Here is a 23,998-nt window from a genome sequence, read left to right as displayed (position 1 = left end):
CTGTTTAATTGTAATTACGAGCTCCAAAAATCGAGCTTCCGATTCTTACCATGGTGCTTCCGTGCTTTACGGCAATTTTATAATCACCGCTCATTCCCATAGATAGCTCTTTAATTGCCGGATATTTTACCCTGAAATCTTTAAAAACCGAATGCAGGTAATCAAATTCTTCAGCAACTTTTTCATCATTATCGGTATGGGTAGCCATCCCCATTAATCCCACTACTGCTACATTTTCAAAAGTCTTATAGGTCTCTGATTGTAAAATCTCTTCAGCCTCGCCGGCAGAAATCCCAAACTTGGAATCTTCTTCAGCTATTTTTATTTGTAGCAGGCATCTAATTACCCGATCGTGTTTTTTAGCCTGTTTATTTATTTCTTTTAAGAGCTTTAAGCTGTCTACTGCATGAATCAGGCCAACATAAGGTGCCATGTATTTTACCTTATTTCGCTGAACATGCCCCACCATATGCCATTCGATATCCTTAGGTAAAGCTTCCCATTTATCAGTCATTTCCTGGATCTTATTTTCTCCGAAAATGCGCTGTCCTACTTCGTAAGCTTCCATAAGATCCTCATTTGGCTTGGTTTTGCTTATCGCCACAAGATCTACGGTATCAGGAAGTTGATCCCTGTATTTTTTGATGTTTTCAGCAATATTCATTCTGCATTATTTCTTTTTAAGTAGCGTATCCTTTAACCACTGCAAGATAATAATTAATAGAATTAAATAAAGTTTTAGTGCTTAAAACTCGTAAATGGTAAGTCCGCTTCTTAATTTAGGTTCAATATAGGTGCTTTTTGGGGGCATGGTTAGGCCTTCGTCTGCAATTTGTTTTATTTCTGAAATGCTTACCGGCATCATTCCAAATCCTACGGCAAACTCGCCGCTATCTACCAGTTTTTTCATTTCCAGAATATCTTTTTTTCCAGGGATGTAACTAATGCGCTTGTCTTTACGTAAATCTTTAATACCTAAAATTGGTGCTAAAATACGTTCATATAAAATCTGGCTATCCAATCGGCTAAGCGTATTGGTAAAATGCATACTTGTTTTTCGTAAAAACAGCGAATAAAATTCACCGTCCAAATACATTTTAAACTGGTGTTTCTGTTCTGGCGTATAAGCATCCAGCTTTCGATTTTCGATCCTAAAGTGTTCATCGAGCCTGATTAAAAAATCTTCCTTCGAAAATCCGTTAAGATCGGTGATTAAACGGCGAAATTGATAGATTTTTAAATGCTCTTCAGGAATAAAATAGCTTAGAAAATGATTGTAGGACTCTTTTCCGGTATGATTTTCATTATTTTCAGCCGATTCTTTAGATAATAAAAAAGAGGAGGCGCAGCGATGATGGCCATCGGCAATGTAGATACTATTCATCTTTGCAAAGAACTGTTGAATTTGCGCAATTTCAGCCTCATTTTCTACTTTCCATAAATAATGCGTTTCCCGTTGCCGCGTAGCAAATTCATATTCGGGATTCCGCAGCATTATTTTTTCTAAGATTTGCTGAATTTCAGGCTTATTTTCATAAGTGAGTAACACCGGTTCGGTATTAAAACCAACTGTTTTTACGTATTCTTTAAATAGCTCTTCCCGGCTGGCAATGGTTTCTTCGTGTTTACGAATAATATCATTTTTATAATCTTCAGCACTGGCAGCGGCAATTATTCCGCAGCAGTATAAATCACGGGTTTCCATTTTATAGACGTAAAAACACGGTTTTTCGTCCTGAATAAAGGTGTCTTCCTCTTTAAATTCCAGATACCGGTTTTTGATCAGTTGAAACTTCTGGGTTCCGGAAATCGTATGCTGAAATTTATAGGCCGGATTAAGAATATGAAGAAATGAATAGGGATTATAATCCAGGCGCGCCCGCATTTCAGCCTCGTTGTATTCGCCATAGGGACGGGAAGCTACAAGTCCCGCTCGTGCTCGCTGTGGGCGTACCGCTTTAAATGGAGTTATTTTTACCAATTCTTCTGGGGTTTTTAGTCAATTTTTGCTGTCATTTCAAATAGAGCGAAGCGGAATAGAGAAAGCTTAGCTCCAGTTAACATTAGATTTTTCAGCTATATTTTTCCCAATAGCAATCGGGACGCTCAAAATGACATTGTATTTATATCCAGGACGTCTGAAAAAAAAAATCAGAATCAATATTATACAAACTGCGCTGAAACTTTTTCAGCTTTTTTATTTTCAGAATAGTCATAAAATCCTTCTCCGGATTTTACTCCCATTTTGCCGGCCTGCACCATATTTACCAGTAATGGGCACGGCGCGTATTTGGGATTTTTGAATCCGTTATACATCACCTCTAAAATCGAAAGGCATACATCTAAACCAATAAAATCGGCTAACTGCAAAGGGCCCATAGGATGTGCCATTCCCAGTTTCATCACCGTATCGATTTCGTAAACACCGGCAACACCATTGTAAAGTGTTTCGATGGCTTCGTTGATCATCGGCATTAGAATTCGGTTTGCTACAAAACCGGGATAGTCATTTACTTCCACCGGAACTTTATTTAGTTTTTCAGAAAGCTTCATGATGGTTTCAGTTACATCATCAGAAGTATTATATCCTCTAATAATTTCAACCAATTTCATGATTGGCACCGGATTCATAAAATGCATTCCAATTACACGCTCCTGATTTTTTACTACGGAAGCAATTTTTGTGATCGAAATCGAAGAGGTATTCGAAGCCAAAATCACATTTTCGTCGCAAATATCATTTAACTGACTAAAGATCTTTAGCTTTAAATTTTCATTTTCGGTAGCGGCTTCAACAACAAGATCAACACCTTTAACTCCCGAAGGGATATCGATAAACCCTGAAATGTTGTCTAAAGTGTGTTGCCTATCTTTCTCAGAAATCTTCTCTTTAGCTAGCATACGATCCAGGTTTTTGGTAATCGTATCCACTCCTTTTTGAAGATTTTTTTTAGAAATATCAATTAAGTTTACTTGAAATCCAAATTGGGCAAAAGTATGGGCAATTCCGTTTCCCATTGTTCCTGCTCCAATAACAGCAATTGTTTTCATACTATATTCCGTTTTGTGTGGTTTAAAAATTAGCGATCACCTCTTTGGCGATCTTAAGCGCTTTTGCGCCCTGTTCTAAAGTCACGATCGGGGTAGTATCGTTGGTTATCGCATCGGCAAAAGTTTCAAGCTCATCCAGGATGGCATTATTTGGGGAAACCGATGGATTATCGTAATAAATTTGTTTTTTTATGCCTTCAGCATTTTGCAAGATCATGGCAAATTCATCAGGTTGTGCCGGCGCGTCTTTCATTTTTACCACCTCGCATTTTTTCTCCAGGAAATCGACAGATATATACGCATCTCTCTGGAAAAATCTTGATTTACGCATGTTTTTCATCGAAATTCGGCTTGCGGTGAGATTGGCAACGCATCCATTTTCAAATTCGATACGAGCATTCGCAATATCTGGGGTATCACTTATTACCGAAACCCCACTGGCATTAATGCTTTTTACTTCAGATTTTACAACACTTAAAATAGCATCGATATCATGAATCATCAAATCCAGGACTACCGGCACATCGGTACCGCGAGGATTAAATTCCGCCAGGCGATGCGCTTCAATAAACATCGGGTTTTCGATACGATCTACCACCGATCTGAATGCCGGATTAAAACGTTCTACATGGCCCACCTGCCCTTTTACACCATTCTCTGCTGCCATTTTTATAAGCACTTCGGCTTCTTCAAAAGTATTGGTGATCGGTTTTTCGATAAACAGGTGTTTTTTTGCCGAAATCACCTTTTTGGCCACATCAAAATGTGCAAGCGTAGGGGTAACCACGTCTACCACCTCTACATCGGCAATGAGTTGGTCCAGATCATTGTAAGCCGTATACCCAAATTCGGCCGCAACTTTTTCTGAATTTTCCTTATCAGCATCGTAAAAGCCAACAAGGTTATATTTTGAAGATTGATTGAGTAATTTTAAATGGATTTTACCCAGGTGACCGGCACCCAGTACCCCAACTTTAAGCATAAGCTTCGATTTTTCACAAAAATACTATTTTGATTGTAAACAGATTATATTTTTATCTTAATATCATGCCCGGTTTTGCTTGGAGCAATGGGTTTTGTTTCCCTATTTTTGTTCGGTAATTGGGATTTAAAACCTGTTTTTTGGATTAAGAATACTGGCATTTAAAAGTGAAATTTCAGAAATAAATACGTAGCTTCTTAAGCCTTATTCGATTACATAAATATTTAAAAAAAACTGCTGGAAATTGTATAAAGATACTTTTCGACATAAAGGAAAAAGACAACAACTGGTTGAGGTCATTATCAAAAAAGGAATACAGGATCGCAGGGTTTTACATGCGATAGGTAAAATTCCGCGCCATCTTTTTATGGACAGTAGTTTTGAAGATCATGCCTACCAGGATAAAGCGTTTCCTATTGCAGCCGATCAAACTATCTCTCAGCCATATACCGTGGCTTTTCAGAGTGAACTTTTAGAAATTAAAGAAGGGGAAAACGTCCTTGAAATAGGGACGGGTAGCGGATATCAAACCGCGGTTTTATGTGAGCTAGGCGCAAGGGTATATAGCATCGAACGCCAAAGGGAGTTATATAAAAAAACAAAAGCATTTTTAAACAAAATCGGCTATCGTCCTAAACATCTTAGTTTTGGTGATGGCTATAAAGGTTTACCTGCGTACGCTCCTTTCGATAAGATTATTGTTACTGCCGGTGCGCCTTTTGTACCAAAAGATTTGTTGGGCCAGTTAAAAGTAGGAGGCAGGTTAGTGATTCCCGTGGGGGAAGATGTGCAGATTATGACGCTCTTTGTGCGAAAATCTCCAACCGAATTCGATAAAACCGAGTTTGGAGAATTTCGTTTTGTACCTCTTTTGGAAGATAAGAATTAGTTTACGGTTTAGAGTGGGAAAGTAGAAAAGTTTAAAGTTAGAAAGTTCAAGGTTCAAAAAGTTGTTCTATCGAGTAGTCTGTTTTTGAGTAAAAAGTTTGAAAGTTCAAAAGCTGTTGTACATGAACAGTCATTCAAAATTCAACATTTAGAATTCAAAATTAATAGTCCTGCTTCAATTCTGCTGTCATTTCGAGCGCAATGAAATGAAGCCGAGAAATCTCAATCAACAATTTAAGTTAGAGAATTAGAAAGTTCAAGGTTCAAAAAGTTGTTCTATAGAGAAGTCCATTTTTATTATCCAGTTTACCAGTATGGCTTCGATACGATTGCTCCTTCGTTGCAATCACTCAGCCGCCGCTAAATACTTCAAGGTTTAAAAGTTGTTGTACGGTTAAAAGTCATTCCAAATTCAAAAAAGCTCCATAATGGTCACTTCGAGTATCAAATTTTGGAAAGCAATGGAAAAATTTGATGTATCGAGAAGTCTGTTTTTGAGTAAAAAGTTAGAAAGTTCAAGGTTTAAAGTATGTTGTATCGAGCAGTATGTTTTCAGTATACATTATCCAGTTTATGGTATACATTATGACCTTGCCTGAATAAGGTTGCCTTTTTTCAAGTTAATAATTTATTTTAAATACTGGTCTTTGTTCAGTAGCTAAGCGCTGAACAAAGTTTAAAAATTCTTGTGGTTTCCTATTTTTCAGTGAACCATGTGGCCGCTCAAAATTATATAAATAAATGGCCTCTTCTACCAACTTTTGAGCTTGTTTAAGTGATATATTCATATTTTCGAAATTGATATACTCATTCTTAAGTATCCCATTTATAGACTCTGCATGGGCATTCTCCCAGGCTTTCCCTCCCATGCTAGGGGTGGTTGAATAGTGCTTATGGAGTTGTTCCATTTTGTCTGAACCATACTGGCTGCCCCTGTCTGAATGAAAAATAAGTTTTTTGCGTTCTTGATTGTCTAGACCTGCTACAGCCATCTTAAAGGCTGGAACAACGGTGTCCTCTGTGGTCATGTTGGCCGATAAGCTCCATCCTGTAATCATTCGGCTATAAACATCTAGCACCAGGGTAAGATAGTAATGGCATCCTATATAAACCGATATATAAGTTATGTCACTCACCAAGAGCCTGTTTTCTTTCTTTATTGTAGTGCCACTTATCAGGTTTGGATACCACCGCTTACCTGCATAGGTCGTACGGTGATGGCTTTTTATACGTGCTACCCTAAATCCATTGGCGAGAAGGATTGCTTCAAACCTATCCCTGCCTATCCTCTCGGGCTTGATCTGATCATAAAGCTTGCGACACCCCATATTCCTATGTTTCTTACGGATTTCTTGAGCAGATGCAATTACTTCCTGAGCAATCCCTGACAAGTGAGCCTGTTGTTTAACCCGCTTATAGTGAGCCTGCTTGGTTATCCCTATCATGTTATATAATGCTGTCATGGAACCATTAAAACTTGACTTGTTCATTCGGAAATATTCTAGGACAGCCGTTTGTTCTTTTTTTCGATATCCTCCCCACAACGTTCCGAAGCAAATTCAACGACCTTCTCCAGGTAATCAATTCGCATCTGTTTCTGACCAAGGGCTTGCTCAAGTTTCTTGATCTGATCTTGCAGTTCTTTGTTCTTTTTGCTCATACTTTTTTGTTCCACTATAACCCTGGTTTCGCTGCGGTAAAGATCGGAATATTTTCTGAGCCATTTGTAAACGGCGGTACGACTCACTCCGTACACATTGGTGACATCCAAAACTCGGAGGTCACCATGTTCGATTTTTTTCACTAAATCAAGTTTTAGCTCAACACTAAAAACCCGGCGTTGTTTACCTTTTTCCATTGTTTAAAAGTTTAAGAAAAAGGGCAACTTATTTCAGTCTTAGTCATTATAAAGTCATTCAAAATTCAACATTTAGAATTCAAAATTAATAGTCCTGCTTCAATTCCGCTGTCATTTCGAGCGCAATGAAATGAAGCCGAGAAATCTCAATCAACAATGTAAGTAAGAAAGTTTAAAGTTTAAAAGTTGTTCTATCGAGTAGTCTGTTATCAATAACCACAGTACTCTTCAATTTTGAATTACCATCTTTAAAACCAAAAAATCCTCATGAAGTTCATGAGGATTTTTTGTGTTTTCAGAAGAAAAAATTATTCAGCTTTATCTACGACTAAACGTTCGTCACGGTTAGCAATTTCCCAGGCAGTTAAGAAAACAAGTCGGGCTCTTTTTGATAATGCATCGTAATTGATTTTATCTGGAGTATCTGTGATTTTATGATAATCGGCATGAACGCCATTAAAATAGAAAATCACCGGAACATTGTTTTTAGCAAAATTGTAATGGTCACTTCTGTAATAAAAACGGTTAGGATCATTTTCATCATTATAGGTGTAATCTAAATCCAAATTCATGTATTTAGAATTTACTTCTTCACTAAGTTCGTGTAGTTCTGTACTTAGTTTATCACTTCCTATAAGATAAATATAGTTATCGTTACCTTCATGATCAGGATCAATACGACCAATCATATCGATATTAAGGTTTGCTACCGTTTCTTCTAAAGGAAAAATTGGATTATCGGTATAAAATTTAGAGCCTACAAGTCCTTTTTCTTCTCCGGTATTGTTAAGGAAAAGAATAGAACGTTTTGGAGTGTATCCATCTTTTACGGCTTCTGAAAATGCCTGAGCGATTTCTACAACCCCCATAGTTCCTGAAGCATCATCATCTGCACCGTTAAATACGTTACCATCTTTATCCATACCTACGTGATCGTAATGAGAAGAAATAACTAATACCTCTTCTGGTTTTTCGCTTCCTTTAATAAAAGCAACCACGTTTTCAGATGCTTTGGTATCTCCCCTAAAGTAACTTTTGGGTACTTCCTGAAAGTAATCGTCACCACCGAGGGCCGATGGGATATCAAACTTTTTATATTGTTCTTTTAAATATTCAGCAGCTTTTTTCTGTCCCGGTTCTCCTGTTTCACGACCTTCGAACTCGTCACTGGCAAAAATATAAACTCGTTCCTTTAGATCTGAAGGAGTAATGGTTTCAGCATATTTCATTGGATCGGCATTATCTACATCTTTTTGATGTGCGCCGCAGCCAACTAAACTGGCAGTTAGGGCAAATACTAATAATTTTTTCATGTAATTTATGAAATTTAACTATTCGGTTGCACAAGATAGTAGTTTATCTCAAATTAAGTACTTCTACTTGTTTTTTTTCGGAATCCTTTAGTACAGCGTTTATAGTTTAATGCAGAAGTTTATTGCTTCAAGGCTTTTTCAATGGCCTCTTTTACCAGTGGTTCCATAACTTTATACCCTGCATCGGTAGGATGAACACCATCTGAGGCATATTCTTTTTTCATCCCCTGTTGCTCATTGGCCAGCGCAGGAAAATAATCCAGATACACATGATCATTTTGTTCGGCATAAGTTTTTAGCCAGTTATTGACTTCAGCGATTTTAGCTACCGGTTCTAATCCCGGGCGCCAGGGATAATCGTATACGGGCAGTATAGAACTTAGTACGACCTTTATGTTATTGGCAGTGGCCAGTTGCGCCATGGCTTTAATGTTATCGGTAATCATTTTTACCGAAGAAAACCCGGTATTGCCGGCAATATCGTTCGTACCGGCAAGGATTACTACTACTTTTGGTTGTAGATCGATCACCTCTGGGGTAAACCTGATAAGCATTTGCGGAGTGGTTTGCCCGCTGATACCCCGACCTATATAATTATTTTCCATAAAAAAATCAGGGTGTTGATCGTACCAGCCCTGGGTAATGGAATTTCCCATAAAAACGGCAGTAACCGCTTTGTCCTGTTGTTTTACCTGTTCGTTAGCTTCCCGATATCGCTTTAGATTTGGCCAATCCTGACTCATAAGTTCTTTGTATTGTTCGTTTTGTGAAAATATTAGGCCGCTAAAAAAAAGAAATCCTAAATAAAATAAATGCTTCAATTTCATAATCTGGTTAGTTTTGAATTGTAAATGTAACGAAAAGGGATATGTATTCGAATACTTGAAAAAAATAGCATTGTTTTTTATTGACTATCAGTATCCTAAAAAATCGATAAAAATTTATTGAAATTTTATTGTGTAGAAATGAAAAAGCTTTCTATATTTGCACCCGCAATCAGCAAATAGCTGATGAGACACTCAGGAGAAATGGCAGAGTGGTCGAATGCGGCGGTCTTGAAAACCGTTGAGGGTCACACCTCCGGGGGTTCGAATCCCTCTTTCTCCGCAATTTCATCTGATTATCAGGTGATTACGGTAAATCAACCCAAAGTTACACCCAATTCTGTAAAGGATTGGGTGTTTTTATGTGATTTTAATTTTTAATATTTTCTTAATAGTAAGACTAAGGTTAGGAAGGGCTTGAGAAATTTCTTGATGCTAGGAACTTAGGGTTTTTAAGCACCGGTTTAAAAATTATAGAACATATTTTTTTATGTAAGCTCTGCGGATTTGACTATAATTACATTATCCCCAAATTTATCGGTAATCTGTTTATCACTAATCGATAAAGGAAAAGCCATTGCTAATAGATGTTTGGCCCTTGACATAGCAACATAAATAATTCTTTTCTTTTCTGATATAAATCCATTTTGTTCAGGTTCTATATCTCTAAAGTTAATATTTTCTTTATGATTTTTTTCATCAAAGAACACGAGTATTGCGTCAAGCGTTTTTCCTTTTACCTGATGTACCGTAGTAAGCGCATTAGTTTGTGCAATATCAACGCGTTTGAAATGATGATTTACTGGCTCATTTCTCGTCGTTTTTTTAAATTTAGTTGAAGCTCTTTTAATTTTGAATGATATGGTTGCATCAATTCCAAGATGTTTTTCGATGTAATCGCAACATTTCTGAGACCACACTTCAACCGTATTTGTTAATTGCGGAAGATTTTTTATGAGTTTAATCAATTTTGCATTGTGATTATAGTCCGTTTTTAAATCTTCTCTAAGCTCTGCTTTTTTTGATGGAGTTGCCTCTGGATTCTTAAGATCTATCACGATAGATCTCATTAATCTTACGGCTTCTCTTAGGTTATTATCTTCATATTCTATGCGAGCGGTTATTAGTTCATATGGAATATTGCTTTTCCAGGGTTCTTCAACAGCATTTCGTCCTAACATTTTATTCCTAACAGTGTTTCCCCTAACTACAACTTTACGTTGGTCGTAATTCTCCACATAAAGAAACTCTATTAATTTCTTAAGCTAACGAATTCAATTCCCGAACTTAGTGTCGATCCATGACAAGTCCGATTTTTAAACTGGTGCATCCTAGCCCGGGCGTAATTCTGGTCGAAATGTAAAAGTCCCGAAGTGAAGTTTCGGGACTTGTTGATAATTTCAGTGGTGGCCGTTTGAGGACCCCGTTCAGAATATTTCTCAAGTTCAAAGTTACATTTCCTTGGGTCATTTTTTTATAAACCCTTAAAAACTTTTAAGATGGAAAGGAAAATGAAACTGGGAATGGAGGTTGTCAATTTCAATGCCGCAGGCATCGATGTGGGCAGCCGCTCCCATTATGTGGCTGTTGGGCAGGAACTGGAAGATGTCAAGGAGTTCGGCGTTTACGCCGAAGACCTTACTGCACTTTGTCATTGGCTCTTGGAATGCGATGTTACCACCGTGGCCATGGAATCCACAGGCGATTACTGGCAGAACCTCTATACCGAGCTTATCGGATTCGGGTTCGAGGTAGTGCTGGCCAATGGTAAGTTCACCAAAAAACGCGAAGGGCAGGAAAACGGATGTCAAAGATTGTAGGTGGATACGGAAACTGCACACCCTGGGACTGCTCACGGGAAGTTTCCTGCCGGATCTAGCCACCGAACAGCTCCGCACCTATTGCAGGCAAAGGGGCAACTGGATCGAACTGGCCTCTTCGGCCACCCACAAGATGCAGAAGTTCCTGAAACTGCTCAACTTTAGGCTGGACGTAGTGGTCAAGGATGTCTGCGGGCTTACCGGCATGAAGATCATAGAGGACATCTGCAAGGGAAACCTTGATCCATACAAACTAGCCGAACACCGTCATTACAACTGCCGTAAGCCCAAAGAAGAAATCGCAAGGGCTTTACACGGCAACAACAGGGAGGACTATCTCTTCGGGCTACAACAGGAACTGGAGAACTACAGGTTTTGCCAAAGGAAGATAAAGGCCTGCGACAAGGAGATCAAAAGGACCATCAAGCACTATATCAATGCAAACCCCGAAACCAAGAAATTAAAAACCACAGAGAAACCGCACAAGCGGATCAATAAGAACGCACCGGATATCAAGGATATGAACCAACTTGCCTACAGGTACTTCGACGGGGTAGACCTTTTTGCCATAGAGGGACTCTCACATGCCTCTATCCTGAGCATCATGAGCGAGATCGGGCCGGAAGGCTTTAAAAAGTTCAGGACCTCAAAACAGTTCACCTCTTGGCTAAGGCTTGCCCCAAACAACAAGATTTCTGGGGGGAAAATACTCAGCAACAGGGTACCAAAGGGCAGCAACAGGCTAAAAATAGCACTACGACAGGCAGCCAATGCCATAGGGAACCTTAAGGACACCCACCTATCGGACTTCTTTAAAAGGATCGCCTTCAGAAGGGGAAGACACTCAGCCGTAAGTGCAACGGCAAGAAAACTGGCCGTCATAATCTGGAACATGGTCACCAAAAAAGTACCCTACGACCCACCAAGGCAATATCTGTTCCTGGACCAAAAAAGAAAAATGGGACTCGCCAAAAGAATCAAAAAACAAATCGATAAATTTGATCTGAAACCTGAAGATTTAGGATTTGATAAAACATTGAATATCAACATCCAAAATTGACGTTAGTCAGAATTATTTACATAGCAATAATCATCAAAATGCTGAACCACTTTACTACGATCTTCTGTGCTGTATCTATATATTAAAATAGGCTCTTTTAAATCCTCTGTGCAAGCAGTATTTATTTTTGAAGCAGTATCAGGTCGCAGTAGAGAAAAGCAGTCTATTATATGCTGCGGAGACCTTCGATTATCTGTAAGCTCTAAACCTTGGTACGAATCGTTCTGAAATTTGGATAAGAACAATTGTGGATTAGCATCCCTAAACTCGTAAAGACTTTGATAGGGATCACCAATAAATTCAATATTTTTAAGTCCGTGCTCTTGAAGCTTATCAAATACTTGATGCTGTAATAAAGAATTATCTTGAGCTTCGTCTACTATGATATGAGGAAATCGTTTTGAAAGCCAAATTGCAATTTTAGGAAATTTCTTAAGCAAGGTTAACGCAATGAATGAAGAATCGTTAGTTGTAATTAGTCCTCTTTTAAATTGCCAATTCTTAATGTATTTGCAGTAATTAATAAATTTTTCAGGGTCAACTTTATCTTCTGAAGGTACAATACCTTTTAAAGAGAAAGTACCATCTGGCTCTATGCGAATGTCAGCAGGTGGATAAACAAAATATAAATATTTGCCCGCTTTATTTTTGAATTCCAATAATGGTCGGCTTATGCCTTGTTTAACTTTTCCATTTTGAGTGTAGGTAATGTTCCAGAATTTATTGAGTTTCTTATTATTCTCAAGAATTCGTGGTCGAGCAAAATCACGTTGTAATAAGTAATAATATGGTAAAGTAATATAGATATTTATAAAGCTATCTATGGTACTAATTATGCTTGGGTAGCTCAAGGTTTTTCCGCAGAGTCTAGAGTATGTTTCGTTGAGTTCATCTTTTGCTGCGTTTGTAAAGGATAAACAAGCGATACCAGAATATGCATCGTATTTTTTTAAGTATTGAGGTTCAAGGTTGATAATTTTTTGAGCGATAGCTGTTGTTTTTCCTCCGCCAGGGCAAGCATTTAAAACTACTTTGCCGCTAGCATCCAGATAGGCTTGAAGTTCGGAAGTAATATCTATATTCATACACCTTGTTTTAAATGTTTCAAGCCTTTAAGTATATATTTTGGAACCTCAAATTCTTTGCGAGCTCTCTTGATGTGCTTTAGTAAGTAGATGGAAAAATTTTGGGCAAACGTACCCTTAGAAGTAATCGTTTTCCACATTAGGATTGCAGTTTTTCGTCTTGATGCATCATCCCAATCATCGGCATCTATAGTCGCTGTGTATTCTAATATATTATCGGCTTTATTTTTATCTTTTTTTCGGATGTATTTGAATAGAAAATTATTCTCTAATTCATTCTTATCTTTTGGGACATTGGCAAGTGCAAGTTCGTATTCAAAAGTTTTTTCTGCATCAAAGATTTTTATATGAGCTTGAGCATTTGCAACAGAGTTCAAATTTGCGACTCTACAATTAGGTGCTGCATCTTGAATTTCTGCATCGAGAGTATCTAATACATCGTAATCATCCAATATAAGTTTTTCAAACTTAAATTCTTTTCGCTTTGATTTAGGAAACTTATCATTATCAGTGAGAATAGTTATGGGCTTTAAAATGGCCTTTTCATTTTTTGAAGAGTTGAAAAGATGCATAAAAGGATAGAAACTTGTCCCACCTACATTGACAAGTTCGATCCTGTAATCTTCTAAACGATAATTTTTAAGCTCCGTAAACGCAGTTATAAGCAATTCTTCAGAAATTCCTTCTACAAAAAGTATCGCCTTTGCAAACAATAATTGAGATTTAGTAACATCTATATAACGCTCCAGCTGGTCTTGCCTAAATTGAAATCTAGCATTTGTGATCTTAGTTCCTGCTCGCGTGTTTTCAATGATAGATTCATCTTCTCTGTTTTTGAATTGCTTAGAAAGTCTGAAAGCTTTTTTATCTAACAGAATCAAGTTTTTTAAAGGAACTTTTGAAGTTAAGGTGGGCGAATGACTGGTAATAAAAAGTTGGCTATTTTTTGAAGTACTAGAATCTCTCAAGAATCCACACAAACTTAACTGCAACTGCGGATGTAAGTGCGCCTCTGGCTCTTCTATCAATAGCGCAAAATGAGGAATTTTATTTTCTTCTATTTGATGCTTTATATCTCCTAAAACTGTTGCAATGTATATAAGGTTGTTTTGTCCTAAGCTATTTTGCCAAAGAGAAAAACCATCTCCACTTAACAATACCCTATCGTGAGGTAAATAAGGCTTAATAGCATTTACAATGTACTCTGTTTTAGATTGTTCAATTTGAAGCCCTATCTGATTGTCTCTAAAACGCTGGTAAATGCTAGATAGATTATCATTTACCCCAGAACGAGTTTCAGATACTTCTGGTTGTTCTAGCAACCTATCATTAGCATCTGTCATAATTTGTTCAATTTTCGCTTCTGACTCGTTTTTTTCAACACGTCTTTTTATGACACGTCCTAAAACGTTGCCTCTATTGCTTAAAAGATCCTTTGTACTGTCACGTAATCCACTTAAATAATAATGCTGAAAAATCTCAAATGTTTTATAATCTGCACGTTGACCTTCTACATTTCCTGTATAATAAGATGATACTGGATATTTTCCTCCCTTATCTTCAAAGGTTAATGTAATCCCTGCATATTCATTTTCATCATCTTCAGGATCAATGACCATATATTCATACAATGCACCTTTTTGAGATGCAGACAATCCTCTAAATTCGAAAGAGATTTTAATCTTGCTAGAGCGATCTATTGTAATACTACCGTCAGTATTAGTTGTCACACTTTCGTGAAAATCTGAAAAACCAACAGATAGATCCCTTAATTGTTCTCCCATATTGTAGAGCAAGCGTATGGCATCAATAACCGCAGATTTATTACTGCCATTTTCTCCAATTAAGATATTAATGCGCTTCTGAAATTCCAGTATCATTTTTTTGATACCTCTAAAGTTTTCTATGGTTAGTTTTGCTAGATACACTTTACATTTAATTTTAGTACTGTTACTTATTAATTTTAATATTTTATTTAATGTGTCCTGAAAGAATTATGCTCAGTATTATAATGTACCGAAACAAATACTTCAAAAAGGTAAAGCATTATTTCCTCCTTATGTTGAGTCATTTTATCATTTTTATAAGCTTCGTAATCTGGATCGTAAAATTTAATTAAAGAAATTTCACAGTCGAGTAATTTCGCACGTTCTCCATTGAAGGCTTCAAGGTATTTATGCTCTGATGTGTCTGAATTTTTATTTTTTGCAATTCTATGTGCCAATGTAGCCATCGATTTTGTAGAACCTTTCTGATGATCTAAAATGCGCTTTATTACATTTCTGGAAATACCACAGTAAAATGGTTTACTATCTTTTGAAAATAAGTAAAGACCAGCAAAGTCTTCGTTTATAGTAACAGGCTTTTTTTTATTGTAATCAAAAATTTTATTTGCTATTTTTTTAATTGCTGTTGAATGACCTATACCCTCTAGAGTTCCATCTCTATTAGTAAAAATTTTATATGAAATTTTATTCTTTAAAGGATTCCATAAATCACAAACTTCCTGCAATTCTTCAAAATGTTTTATTAAGCTGTTTGAATCTATTTCTTGCAAAACAATTACTCTTTTTAAATTAAGCTTCTTCTTTTAAGGCGTTATTTTGAACTTCTAGTAATGTTGATGTGTATTCCTGAATAAAATCTACTGCTTGTTCCGTAACATGATTGACTAATTTTTCACACATTGGGGAATTTTGATCTGAAATCTTTTTAAGTAAGCTTTCGCTATTTAAATGGAAATTGTTTCCTTGCATCGTTTTTATGAGCCTAGTAACAGGCCACCATTCAGATAAATATTTATCTTCTGTTGTATTGATGAATTTAATGTTCGGTTTAGTTTGAAGACGATCAATTATTCCTATGTATAATTTCCCTCCATGATTCCCTCTTCCACTAAAGGACTCTATAGCAAATTCAATTTTCTTATTTTTAAAATTTCTAGGTTGTATAAAAATATGAGAGAATTCATTATTAGGAGTTTTCCCCTCCCTTACTACGTAATCTACAGTTAATTCTGTTTTCAAGCTATTAATAAGATGTTGCCTAAATTGTTCTCTTATATTATAAATTATATTAGTGTAGTTATGACTCACGTATTTTGCAGCTTCAAGATTATCAATAATGGCATTTTTTAATTCTTTCTCACGTGTTTTGTCCATAGTATGTGTTAGTTTTTGAATTAAAATAAAGTATTGTTTAATCGAACTATTTACGATGAGTTCATTTGTAGAATTCTCAATACATTTTTTTAACCATTTTAAAATATGATTTTGATAAGAAAGAATATTATAGTCTTCGTTTTCTTTGAGAGTTTTGTGACTATGTTCACTAGGTTTAACTCCAAATAAATTTAGATAATAAATACTTGTTTTTTTTCTATTGTATTGCTTGTATCGATATAGTTGGCCAGGTTGATCATTAGCATAGATTTTATTCTCTATTGCAATAGTTTTTCCTGATGAAAACTCTATAAGAATATCGATAAACCCTCCTTTCTCACATTTATTGTCAATTTTGCCAATATGGAATTCAGTTTTAATTACTGTTAATTCCAGTCTTTCTCCGGTATAATCGTACTTAATTTCATCTAAAAATAATTCAAGAAATAATTCACCTTTATAATGATTTCCTTTTGGATCAAGCAATGCAGATATAATTGCCGAATGGGTAAAGGTTTCATTACTTTCCATCTGCATAATTGAAAATAAATTAAAATCTTCACCTTTTTTTATTGCTAAAATTTTATGTTTCTCGATGATTTTTTGAACTTCCTGAAGTAAATTCTTAGTTGCTTCAGGAGTGATTCTGTGTTTGTGCATTTAATCTTTACTTTTTTTCAATCTCTTTTTTAAACTCTTCCATAAACCAATCTAGTGTTTTATCCTTTTTCCCAAGTTCCCTTTCTAAAAAGTTCATACGCCCTTTGGTATCTTTCGTTATCGCATTTAGCAGTGGAGTAAATCCCGAGAAATCTTCGTGCTTCCAGTAAAGCTCTAATTCTTTTGGTAAGTTGGGAGGAATCTCTTCTAATTTCTTCAAGTAGTCTTTCTTCAATTTGCTCTCTATCTTCAATGATTTCTCCGATTCTTTCCTCAATTTTTCTTTTAGAGAATTCAAAATCTTCAACTTCTCTTCGTGCGGTTTCAAGCTGTTCTCTTTTTGAATGATATCTTCCTTCCAAGTGTTCAATTTCAAGTTGAAGTGATTCCTCTTTTGAGTCAACTTCTCTTCCCTGGTTTTCAATATCGAGATTCCCTCCTGCATATTCAGCTCGTATTTCCTTCTGATATTCGCTTTCCAGTTCAGCCAATTTTTTTTCTTCTCTTTCTGTAGCTTCCTTAATTCTAAATATTTCTCGTCTAAAGTCTTGTTCAGTTCTATGGTATGATTTTCCTCCCAGGCACTTTTTAATTGTCCGTATAGTGTTGTTAATTCTGCTTTTTCTGCATAAGGTAGTTTCTCCAAAAATTCCTCTTTGCTGTTTATCAAATTCCAATATTCCTTCTGTAGCTCTATTGGAAACTGATAAATATGTGGTACTGGCTTCGACTTCATTGTATTCCCATTTTACATTCTTAACACTTCTAAAATTTTCTTCAATTTCCTGGTCTGACCCTCTAGGTACGATAATGCTTATAGTATTTATCCCTAGTCTTCTTAACTTAATTTTCTTTTCATCACTAATTTTATGGGTTACCACAAGCTCAATAAATAGTATTGGATCACCGTTATGATTAAAAAAAGTTACATCTGGTCTTAATAACAAGTAACGATCGTTTATCTCTGGATTTTTTCCATAGTGTATGTTTCCTTCTTCATCTTCATAAAATGTTAGTTCAGATCTTACTTTAAAGGCATCTATAAACTGCGAATGTTTTAGCTTTACTGGATTCTTATCAATTCCTTTAGGAGGGTATTTTACAACGTCTGGAACTTTTATTCTCTTAATACGCTGTAAAATATCTGAAGCAATAATTTCTCGTTGTTCGCGGTTGCTATAAGTACATTTCTTTTCACCTTTACTCACATCTACAGGGATGTGACTAAAATAGGATTGATGAGTTGGATTTTTTCTTTGAATATTGGCCTGCATTGGTTTATCACAACCTATGCAAGAATAACCTTTTCGACCACTTTCGGCATCATCTATATATATAATTTCACCTTTGATGTTTTTAGCTCTATCTGTTTCTTTATCGGGTTCGTAAGTTTTCTTTTGTATAGGCATTTAGTGATAATTTATATCAAGTCGAGTTTAAATACTAGAGGATGTTATAGAATTGCTTAATAGGTCACTAAGTGTTAAAAATAATAAAAATTTTATATCAATCCGTGACAAAAATGCATAATTAGCATTCATCATATTTTTAGCATTAAAATTGAAACAGTGTTTAAAAAGTAATATAAAAGCAGTTTTTCTAAAAATAGGTACCTTATCACCTTAAGTCTTATTATTTATTTTAAATGCTTAATTCTATATTAAATCATGGATAAAAAAGTTAGACTAACATTGCAGTTAGATAGTGATCTCCTGGATATGTTAAAAGAGGAAGCTAAGGCAAAACAATGCAGTTTAAATAGCTACGTAGAAAAAGTATTAGCTGATGATATAGGTAATATTCCTAATGAGGCTACTAAAGCCGCTATTGAAGAAGCGCGAAGAGGAAACTTGGAACGAATTGATAATATTGATGATTGGTTAGAAAAGTTATGATTTATACTTCTAGCAGGTTGAGATGTTTCAATTGCTTATATAGAAAGTTTTTTGATTTATTTCGAAACTATATGTAAAAACATATAATAAATAGTTATTAAAGAATGTTATATGGAATTGCATATAATTTACTATATTTGACTAAAATTATACGTTAAAACATATAATGGAAGAATTGGCGTCATTTGTAAAAGCGCGGAGAAAAGAAGTAAACTTAACGCAAGAAGAGTTTGCTGATCGTGCCGGGGTAGCGTTGACCGTTATTCGAAAAATTGAACAAAATCAAACAAATTTAAATTTGGATAAAGTAAACCAGGTTCTAAAAATGTTTGGTCATAAGCTCGCACCAGTTGGTTTAAAAGACATAGAAACTTATGAGGCAAGCTAAGATTTTTTACGATACCATTTATTGCGGTAAATTGACCGAAACCAATGATGGCGAGTTTGTGTTTCAATATGAAGAGGATTATGTTCGTAATTATCCTAATCAATTTGTCACGTTTACGATGCCTGTTCGTGAAAAAGAATATAAAGAAAAACGGCTTTTTGCCTTTTTCGAAGGTTTAATTCCTGAAGGTTGGCTATTGGATATTGCTTCTAAAAACTGGAAGATTAATAGAAATGACCGTATGGGATTATTATTGGCTTGTTGTAAAAACTGTATAGGCGCAGTAAGTGTTGAACCAATATTTGACGAAGATGAGTAAGTGCTTATATTGTTACAAAGAGCTTTTTGGAGAAAGCGACTTTCATGAAGAATGTAGCTTAAAGTTTTTCGGAACAAAAGCGCCGCCTAAGATTCCCTATTCAATTCAGGAAATGGCAGAACTGGCCGAGCAGGTTGTGGAGCGTAGTATCTCTGTTCCTGGTGTGCAACCCAAATTATCCATGTCATTATTCGAAAATAGTAGCGATCAGCGACTTACCGTGGTAGGTGCTTTAGGCGGAAATTTTATTTTTAAACCACCTTCAGCAGATTATTCCGAAATGCCAGCGAATGAACACGTCACTATGAAAATGGCCGAATTATTCAATATTTCTGTAGTTCCACATTCATTGATTCGGCTTTCTTCAGGGGAGTTATCTTATATCACTAAGCGAGTAGATCGAAAAGATAACGGATTAAAAATTCATATGATCGATATGTTTCAGATTGTAGAAGCATTCGATAAATATCGAGGTTCTATGGAGCGCATCGGAAAAGCGATTAACGAGTATGCTGAAAACACCTTATTGGATCTGCTTCGCTATTACGAATTAAGTATTTTTAGCTTTTTAACGGGAAATAATGATATGCACTTAAAAAATTTTTCTTTGATAAAAGCAGATTATGGATGGACGCTTTCTCCAGCTTACGATTTATTGAATGTATCCATCGTAAACCCAGACGATGAGGAAGAGTTAGCTTTAACACTTGCAGGGAAAAAGAAAAAAATTACTAGAAAATTACTAATTGATTTTGGCCTAGATTTAGGATTAACTCAAAGACAAGTAAATAGTGTCTTTAAACGCTTCCGAAAATCTAAAAACAAGACTATAGGTCTAATTCGAAATTCATTTTTAAGTGAAGAGATGCAAAAAGCGTATATCAACATGCTAGAAAATAGATATAAAATACTTCTGCGCGAATAAATAGTAGCGATTTTATAAGGAAAAGGTTCTAAAAAAGATAATAAGTATAAATGGACTACCCCTAATTTGTAGTCCATTTAGTACAATTTTTTTGAGTTATTTTCTTTTTCTGCTACTCTAGAATTAGAATTGTTTATTGGAATCAAAAAGGATTTACAATAAATGTGAAGCTGCCAACTTTACGCTCTTCCCTTCGTCTTTGATTAGTTTTTCTTTTTTTTAAAGATCAAGAGTTGAAGCACTTCTTCAGTCATTACATTTTTGCTAAACGCTCTTGGTCTTTAGACAAGTCTTTGGCTTGCTTTACTAATTCTTCGTAAGCTTCTTAATAGATAAACTACCTGCGTTATAATCTTCAATTCTTTTATCGAATCGCCTTCTTTCAGATTATAGATTCGTTAACAATTAATTATAAAATAGTTATTCTGTATAAGGACATAAAAACAAGCGATATTTATAAGGTTTTATTAGTCAGTGATTTGTGATTTTGTTCACTGATTTACTATTCATTTTTAGATAATAATGTCTTTAAAGATTGTTAACGAGTTTGCTAAAACCGTTTAATAGGTTTGCGACTCACTTAAAAATAATATCAATGAAGCATTTTTATCTATTACTATTTGTATTCATTAATCTCTCGTGGACAGGTTATAGTCAACAGGAAATATCAGGAGTGGTTACCGATCCTGATGGTCTTCCTCTGGGAGGAGTAAACATAAGTGTTAAAAACAGCAATCAGGTTGGAGCTGTTACTGATATTGATGGTAATTTTTTAATTAACGCGGTACAAAATGATACGCTTATATTTTCCTATATCGGTTTTAAAACCCAGGAAGTTGCAGTAGGAAACAAGAATAATTTTACAGTAACTCTTCAGGTAAATACCGAATCTTTAGACCAGGTTGTAGTAACTGCACTGGGAATTACAAAAGCAGAAAAGAAAATTGGTTATGCCACACAGGAGATAGAAACCAATAATTTGGAGAATTTACCGGTGCCTAATGTCGCCAATTTGTTTTCTGGTAAAGTTGCGGGACTTCAGGTAAGTAGTCCTCCTGGGATGTTTCAATCACCTTCATTCTCGTTACGGGGAAAGACGCCTTTAATTGTTATTGACGGAATCCCGGTAGAAACTGATTTTTTTGATGTTCCTCAAAATAATATTGCAGCTATAAATGTTCTTAAAGGAACTGCTGCTTCTGCACTATATGGATCTAGAGGACGAAACGGTGCTATCCTGGTTACCACCAAGAGTGCTACGCAAGATGGGTTAAGCATAGAAATATCTCAAAATGTCATGGTTTCAGCAGGCTATGCTATTTTTCCGGAAACCCAGCATGAATATGGAAATGGCTCTAACGGGCAGTATGAATTCTGGGATGGTGCCGACGGCGGTATTGCCGATGGTGATATGATATGGGGACCAAAATTTGATGAAAATTTATTGATTCCGCAGTGGAACAGTCCGATTGTAGATAGCCAAACCGGAGAAGTTATTCCATGGTATGGTAGCGTGACCGGTACGCAATATGATAACAGATCCAGGTATTCAAGACAGCCTTTACCATGGGTTAGACACGACAATTTAGACGATTTTCTAAGAACAAGTATAATTTCCAGTACTAATTTCACCGTAAGCCAAAAGAGTGAAAAAGGCTATTATCGCATTAATGGAAATTTTTCGCATAATAGAGATCGCGTACCAAACTCTAGTTTATCACAAGGAGGACTAAGTTATAAGTCTTTAACGCAGCTATCTGATAAGATGAGTTTAACCAGTAAGCTTTCTTACAACAAAGTTTATTCTCCTAATTATCCAAATTATGGGTATAATCCTAGCGGACATATGTATACCCTTTTGATTTGGATGGGAGAAGATGTAAATGGGCAGGATCTTAAAAATCATCAATGGGTACCGGGAATGGAAGGATACCGGCAGGCAAACTGGAACTATGCATGGTATAACAATCCGTGGTTTGGAGCCAATCATTATCAAAAAGAATATAATTCAGATTTATTGAATGCCCAATTAAAATTAGCTTATGAATTTGATGAACACTTCAGGTTACAATTAAGAGGATCTGGAGTATTAAAATCAAATTTTGAAGATTTAGAAAGTCCAAAATCTTATTTTAACTATAGCGCGCCAAGAGAGGGATCTTATCAAACCTGGAATACAAGAAGGTTAAATATCGATTACGATGTACTGGCCACTTATGATAATTCCATTTCAGAAGATTTTAAAATCGTAGTGAATGCAGGTGCATCAACATTTTATAGAAGGTACCAACAAGAATTTGCGGCAACCGATGGATTAACGGTACCGGGAGTTTATAATATGGGAAATTCTACCGGACCAGTAAGAGCTGAAAATAATTTATGGAAAAAAGCGATTAATAGTGTGTATGGTACTCTGGATTTAGAGTTCTTAAACACCTATTTCATTACGATGTCTGCCAGAAATGACTGGTCTTCAACTTTACCTAAAGAAAACCGATCCTATTTTTATCCTTCATTATCGGGAAGTGCTTTAATAAGTAATATTTTTGAAATGCCAGAGGATATCGAATATGTAAAATTGTTTAGTTCCTGGGCCAGGGTTTCCAGTGATCTGGATCCTTATCAACTTTCAGCTTATTATAATAGTTCAGGGAACTTTGCAAATGTTCAACGTCTTGTATATCCTTCAGGTATTGTTAATCCAAATATCTCTCCGGAAACTTCAACCTCTTTCGAGGTAGGATTGAATACTTCGTTCTTAGATAATCGTCTTGCTTTTGATGCTACTTATTACAATACGGTAGATACCGATCAAATTATTAACCAGCCTATTTCCCTTGCTTCCGGATTCTCTTCCAGAAAAATTAACGGAAATGAATATACAACTAACGGACTGGAGCTTTCCTTAAGATTCAAACCCATTGTTAATGAAAATCTTAAATGGTCGGCGCTATTAAACTGGTCGAAAAAAGTAACCAAACTAACAGAAATTACAAGTGGGGAAGATAAGTTTGGAAACCTTTCTCTAAATGATCGTATCGATAGTTACTACGATCAGGAATGGATGAAATCTCCAGAAGGAGAAGTTATTTTGAATGCTTCCACAGGCTTACCTACCAGAGACACATATTTATCTTATTTAGGGCATTTTGATCCTGACTGGACTTTTGGTTTTGTAAATGATTTTAAATATAAAAACTGGAACTTAAATATAGCCATGGATGGTGTTTGGGGAGGTGTCTTGCGGTCTCAGGTTGTTGAAAAAATGTGGTGGGGAGGAAAACATCCTAAATCTGTTCAATATCGTGATGAAGAATATGCCGCAGGAGAAGCTATCTATGTGCCTAAGGGCGTAAATCTTGTGAGTGGTGAGTTGGTAAGGGACGTAAGTGGTAATATTGTTTCAGATAATCGTGTTTTTGAAGAGCATACCACTCCTATTAGCTGGCAAACCTGGTCGCAAAATTATCCATATCGTGCCCGAGTGACCGAGGATGAAAGTGAAACCTTTGCGAATGTTTTTGATCGTTCTTATTTAAAATTGAGAAGCATTAGCCTAAGCTATAATTTTACTGATCTTTTAAATAGTAAAACCATTAAAGATGCCAATGTGAGCTTTAATGGCTATAACCTGTTTGTACTAAAAAAAGGAGATTATTATACAGATCCCGACTATAAAACGGGTGACAATAATAATATTCAGGATCCTTCTTCCAGATATCTTGGTTTAGGAGTAAACTTTAAATTCTAAGCCTCAACTTAAAAATTA

General features: G+C 35.8%; 22 protein-coding genes and 1 tRNA gene. 9 read left to right on the top strand and 14 right to left on the bottom strand.

Going from position 1 to position 23,998, the window contains the following annotated elements; genetic code table 11:
- Positions 1 to 4: 4 nt before the first annotated feature.
- The 4 genes from ZPR_RS15320 to ZPR_RS15305 all read right to left on the bottom strand — a co-directional run bounded on the left by ZPR_RS15320 (position 5) and on the right by ZPR_RS15305 (position 4,033).
- Positions 5 to 664: a YggS family pyridoxal phosphate-dependent enzyme gene (locus ZPR_RS15320; RefSeq protein ID WP_013072645.1), complete on the bottom strand. Its 660-nt coding sequence runs from the start codon at positions 662 to 664 to the stop codon at positions 5 to 7.
- Between the two features lie 81 nt (positions 665 to 745).
- Entirely contained in the window at positions 746 to 1,981 is a 1,236-nt protein-coding gene (locus ZPR_RS15315; protein WP_013072644.1) for a DUF1015 domain-containing protein, read from the bottom strand.
- 182 nt (positions 1,982 to 2,163) lie between these two features.
- Positions 2,164 to 3,051, bottom strand: a complete 888-nt coding sequence (locus tag ZPR_RS15310) for a 3-hydroxyacyl-CoA dehydrogenase family protein (protein WP_013072643.1) — start codon at positions 3,049 to 3,051, stop codon at positions 2,164 to 2,166.
- A gap of 22 nt (positions 3,052 to 3,073) precedes the next feature.
- A complete protein-coding gene (locus ZPR_RS15305; RefSeq protein ID WP_013072642.1) occupies positions 3,074 to 4,033 on the bottom strand; it encodes a Gfo/Idh/MocA family protein in 960 nt (319 codons plus the stop codon).
- A gap of 244 nt (positions 4,034 to 4,277) precedes the next feature.
- Here ZPR_RS15305 and ZPR_RS15300 point away from each other — a divergent pair, with 244 nt between their 5' ends.
- Positions 4,278 to 4,922 (top strand): protein-L-isoaspartate(D-aspartate) O-methyltransferase, encoded by a 645-nt coding sequence (locus tag ZPR_RS15300; protein WP_013072640.1) that lies wholly within the window; start codon positions 4,278 to 4,280, stop codon positions 4,920 to 4,922.
- A gap of 619 nt (positions 4,923 to 5,541) precedes the next feature.
- On the opposite strand, the gene ZPR_RS15295 is transcribed toward ZPR_RS15300, so the two are convergent.
- From ZPR_RS15295 to ZPR_RS15280, 4 genes are all read right to left on the bottom strand, one after another.
- Positions 5,542 to 6,411 carry an IS3 family transposase gene (locus tag ZPR_RS15295; protein ID WP_083759774.1) on the bottom strand — a complete coding sequence of 290 codons (870 nt, stop codon included), beginning with the start codon at positions 6,409 to 6,411 and terminating at the stop codon, positions 5,542 to 5,544.
- Between the two features lie 11 nt (positions 6,412 to 6,422).
- Positions 6,423 to 6,779: a transposase gene (locus ZPR_RS15290; RefSeq protein WP_013072638.1), complete on the bottom strand. Its 357-nt coding sequence runs from the start codon at positions 6,777 to 6,779 to the stop codon at positions 6,423 to 6,425.
- Between the two features lie 308 nt (positions 6,780 to 7,087).
- Positions 7,088 to 8,092, bottom strand: a complete 1,005-nt coding sequence (locus ZPR_RS15285; RefSeq protein WP_013072637.1) for a M28 family metallopeptidase — start codon at positions 8,090 to 8,092, stop codon at positions 7,088 to 7,090.
- A 119-nt stretch (positions 8,093 to 8,211) separates the two neighbouring features.
- The gene (locus ZPR_RS15280; protein WP_013072636.1) at positions 8,212 to 8,919 is read right to left on the bottom strand and encodes an SGNH/GDSL hydrolase family protein; all 708 of its coding nucleotides are present in this window, start codon (positions 8,917 to 8,919) and stop codon (positions 8,212 to 8,214) included.
- A gap of 195 nt (positions 8,920 to 9,114) precedes the next feature.
- Between ZPR_RS15280 and ZPR_RS15275 the strand changes: the two genes are divergently transcribed.
- A tRNA-Ser gene (locus ZPR_RS15275) sits at positions 9,115 to 9,199 on the top strand.
- A 205-nt stretch (positions 9,200 to 9,404) separates the two neighbouring features.
- Here the strand turns inward: ZPR_RS15275 and ZPR_RS15270 are convergent.
- The gene (locus tag ZPR_RS15270; RefSeq protein ID WP_013072635.1) at positions 9,405 to 10,154 is read right to left on the bottom strand and encodes a 3'-5' exonuclease; all 750 of its coding nucleotides are present in this window, start codon (positions 10,152 to 10,154) and stop codon (positions 9,405 to 9,407) included.
- Positions 10,155 to 10,415: 261 nt separating this feature from the next.
- Between ZPR_RS15270 and ZPR_RS23735 the strand changes: the two genes are divergently transcribed.
- Together ZPR_RS23735 and ZPR_RS15265 are read left to right on the top strand one after the other, a co-directional pair.
- Positions 10,416 to 10,736 (top strand): IS110 family transposase, encoded by a 321-nt coding sequence (locus ZPR_RS23735; protein WP_013072634.1) that lies wholly within the window; start codon positions 10,416 to 10,418, stop codon positions 10,734 to 10,736.
- A gap of 133 nt (positions 10,737 to 10,869) precedes the next feature.
- Positions 10,870 to 11,796 (top strand): IS110 family transposase, encoded by a 927-nt coding sequence (locus ZPR_RS15265; protein WP_013072633.1) that lies wholly within the window; start codon positions 10,870 to 10,872, stop codon positions 11,794 to 11,796.
- A 2-nt stretch (positions 11,797 to 11,798) separates the two neighbouring features.
- Here ZPR_RS15265 and ZPR_RS15260 read toward each other — a convergent pair whose 3' ends face one another.
- From ZPR_RS15260 to ZPR_RS15240, 5 genes are read right to left on the bottom strand one after another with little or no spacing between them, the layout of a single operon-like run.
- Entirely contained in the window at positions 11,799 to 12,881 is a 1,083-nt protein-coding gene (locus tag ZPR_RS15260; RefSeq protein WP_013072632.1) for a UvrD-helicase domain-containing protein, read from the bottom strand.
- On the bottom strand, positions 12,878 to 14,809 hold the full coding sequence (locus tag ZPR_RS15255; protein ID WP_013072631.1) for an ATP-dependent nuclease: 1,932 nt from the start codon (positions 14,807 to 14,809) through the stop codon (positions 12,878 to 12,880). The genes ZPR_RS15260 and ZPR_RS15255 overlap by 4 nt, the downstream gene beginning before the upstream one ends.
- A 47-nt stretch (positions 14,810 to 14,856) precedes the next feature.
- Positions 14,857 to 15,438: a hypothetical protein gene (locus ZPR_RS15250; protein ID WP_013072630.1), complete on the bottom strand. Its 582-nt coding sequence runs from the start codon at positions 15,436 to 15,438 to the stop codon at positions 14,857 to 14,859.
- Positions 15,439 to 15,457: 19 nt separating this feature from the next.
- Positions 15,458 to 16,702, bottom strand: a complete 1,245-nt coding sequence (locus ZPR_RS22625) for a PDDEXK-like family protein (protein WP_013072629.1) — start codon at positions 16,700 to 16,702, stop codon at positions 15,458 to 15,460.
- A 59-nt stretch (positions 16,703 to 16,761) separates the two neighbouring features.
- On the bottom strand, positions 16,762 to 18,111 hold the full coding sequence (locus ZPR_RS15240; protein ID WP_013072628.1) for a hypothetical protein: 1,350 nt from the start codon (positions 18,109 to 18,111) through the stop codon (positions 16,762 to 16,764).
- Between the two features lie 258 nt (positions 18,112 to 18,369).
- Here ZPR_RS15240 and ZPR_RS15235 point away from each other — a divergent pair, with 258 nt between their 5' ends.
- From ZPR_RS15235 to ZPR_RS15215, 5 genes are all read left to right on the top strand, one after another.
- The gene (locus ZPR_RS15235; RefSeq protein WP_041578981.1) at positions 18,370 to 18,597 is read left to right on the top strand and encodes a hypothetical protein; all 228 of its coding nucleotides are present in this window, start codon (positions 18,370 to 18,372) and stop codon (positions 18,595 to 18,597) included.
- 166 nt (positions 18,598 to 18,763) lie between these two features.
- Positions 18,764 to 18,985 carry a helix-turn-helix domain-containing protein gene (locus ZPR_RS15230; RefSeq protein WP_013072626.1) on the top strand — a complete coding sequence of 74 codons (222 nt, stop codon included), beginning with the start codon at positions 18,764 to 18,766 and terminating at the stop codon, positions 18,983 to 18,985.
- Entirely contained in the window at positions 18,972 to 19,304 is a 333-nt protein-coding gene (locus ZPR_RS15225) for a HipA N-terminal domain-containing protein (protein WP_013072625.1), read from the top strand. The genes ZPR_RS15230 and ZPR_RS15225 overlap by 14 nt, the downstream gene beginning before the upstream one ends.
- Entirely contained in the window at positions 19,297 to 20,229 is a 933-nt protein-coding gene (locus tag ZPR_RS15220) for a HipA domain-containing protein (protein ID WP_013072624.1), read from the top strand. Before ZPR_RS15225 ends, ZPR_RS15220 begins: the two co-directional genes overlap by 8 nt.
- Positions 20,230 to 20,824: 595 nt before the next feature.
- The gene (locus tag ZPR_RS15215) at positions 20,825 to 23,980 is read left to right on the top strand and encodes a SusC/RagA family TonB-linked outer membrane protein (RefSeq protein WP_013072623.1); all 3,156 of its coding nucleotides are present in this window, start codon (positions 20,825 to 20,827) and stop codon (positions 23,978 to 23,980) included.
- Positions 23,981 to 23,998 lie beyond the last annotated feature (18 nt).

Origin of the sequence: Zunongwangia profunda SM-A87, from assembly GCF_000023465.1 — a bacterium.
GTDB classification, from domain to species: Bacteria; Bacteroidota; Bacteroidia; order Flavobacteriales; family Flavobacteriaceae; genus Zunongwangia; species Zunongwangia profunda.
Note: the sequence above shows the minus strand (reverse complement) of the source record. Positions and strands in the feature narration are given on the sequence as shown.

Bases quoted from the DNA above. Each gene is read 5' to 3' on its own strand.
- ZPR_RS15225 (WP_013072625.1), top strand. From the start codon at position 18,972: ATGAGGCAAGCTAAGATTTTTTACGATACCATTTATTGCGGTAAATTG.
- ZPR_RS15265 (WP_013072633.1), top strand. From the start codon at position 10,870: ATGCAGAAGTTCCTGAAACTGCTCAACTTTAGGCTGGACGTAGTGGTC.
- ZPR_RS15290 (WP_013072638.1), bottom strand. From the start codon at position 6,779: ATGGAAAAAGGTAAACAACGCCGGGTTTTTAGTGTTGAGCTAAAACTT.
- ZPR_RS15215 (WP_013072623.1), top strand. From the start codon at position 20,825: ATGAAGCATTTTTATCTATTACTATTTGTATTCATTAATCTCTCGTGG.
- ZPR_RS22625 (WP_013072629.1), bottom strand. From the start codon at position 16,702: ATGCACAAACACAGAATCACTCCTGAAGCAACTAAGAATTTACTTCAG.
- ZPR_RS15230 (WP_013072626.1), top strand. From the start codon at position 18,764: ATGGAAGAATTGGCGTCATTTGTAAAAGCGCGGAGAAAAGAAGTAAAC.
- ZPR_RS15320 (WP_013072645.1), bottom strand. From the start codon at position 664: ATGAATATTGCTGAAAACATCAAAAAATACAGGGATCAACTTCCTGAT.
- ZPR_RS15235 (WP_041578981.1), top strand. From the start codon at position 18,370: ATGGATAAAAAAGTTAGACTAACATTGCAGTTAGATAGTGATCTCCTG.
- ZPR_RS15220 (WP_013072624.1), top strand. From the start codon at position 19,297: ATGAGTAAGTGCTTATATTGTTACAAAGAGCTTTTTGGAGAAAGCGAC.
- ZPR_RS15285 (WP_013072637.1), bottom strand. From the start codon at position 8,092: ATGAAAAAATTATTAGTATTTGCCCTAACTGCCAGTTTAGTTGGCTGC.
- ZPR_RS15260 (WP_013072632.1), bottom strand. From the start codon at position 12,881: ATGAATATAGATATTACTTCCGAACTTCAAGCCTATCTGGATGCTAGC.
- ZPR_RS15280 (WP_013072636.1), bottom strand. From the start codon at position 8,919: ATGAAATTGAAGCATTTATTTTATTTAGGATTTCTTTTTTTTAGCGGC.
- ZPR_RS15310 (WP_013072643.1), bottom strand. From the start codon at position 3,051: ATGAAAACAATTGCTGTTATTGGAGCAGGAACAATGGGAAACGGAATT.
- ZPR_RS15240 (WP_013072628.1), bottom strand. From the start codon at position 18,111: ATGCCTATACAAAAGAAAACTTACGAACCCGATAAAGAAACAGATAGA.
- ZPR_RS15305 (WP_013072642.1), bottom strand. From the start codon at position 4,033: ATGCTTAAAGTTGGGGTACTGGGTGCCGGTCACCTGGGTAAAATCCAT.
- ZPR_RS23735 (WP_013072634.1), top strand. From the start codon at position 10,416: ATGGAAAGGAAAATGAAACTGGGAATGGAGGTTGTCAATTTCAATGCC.
- ZPR_RS15295 (WP_083759774.1), bottom strand. From the start codon at position 6,411: ATGAACAAGTCAAGTTTTAATGGTTCCATGACAGCATTATATAACATG.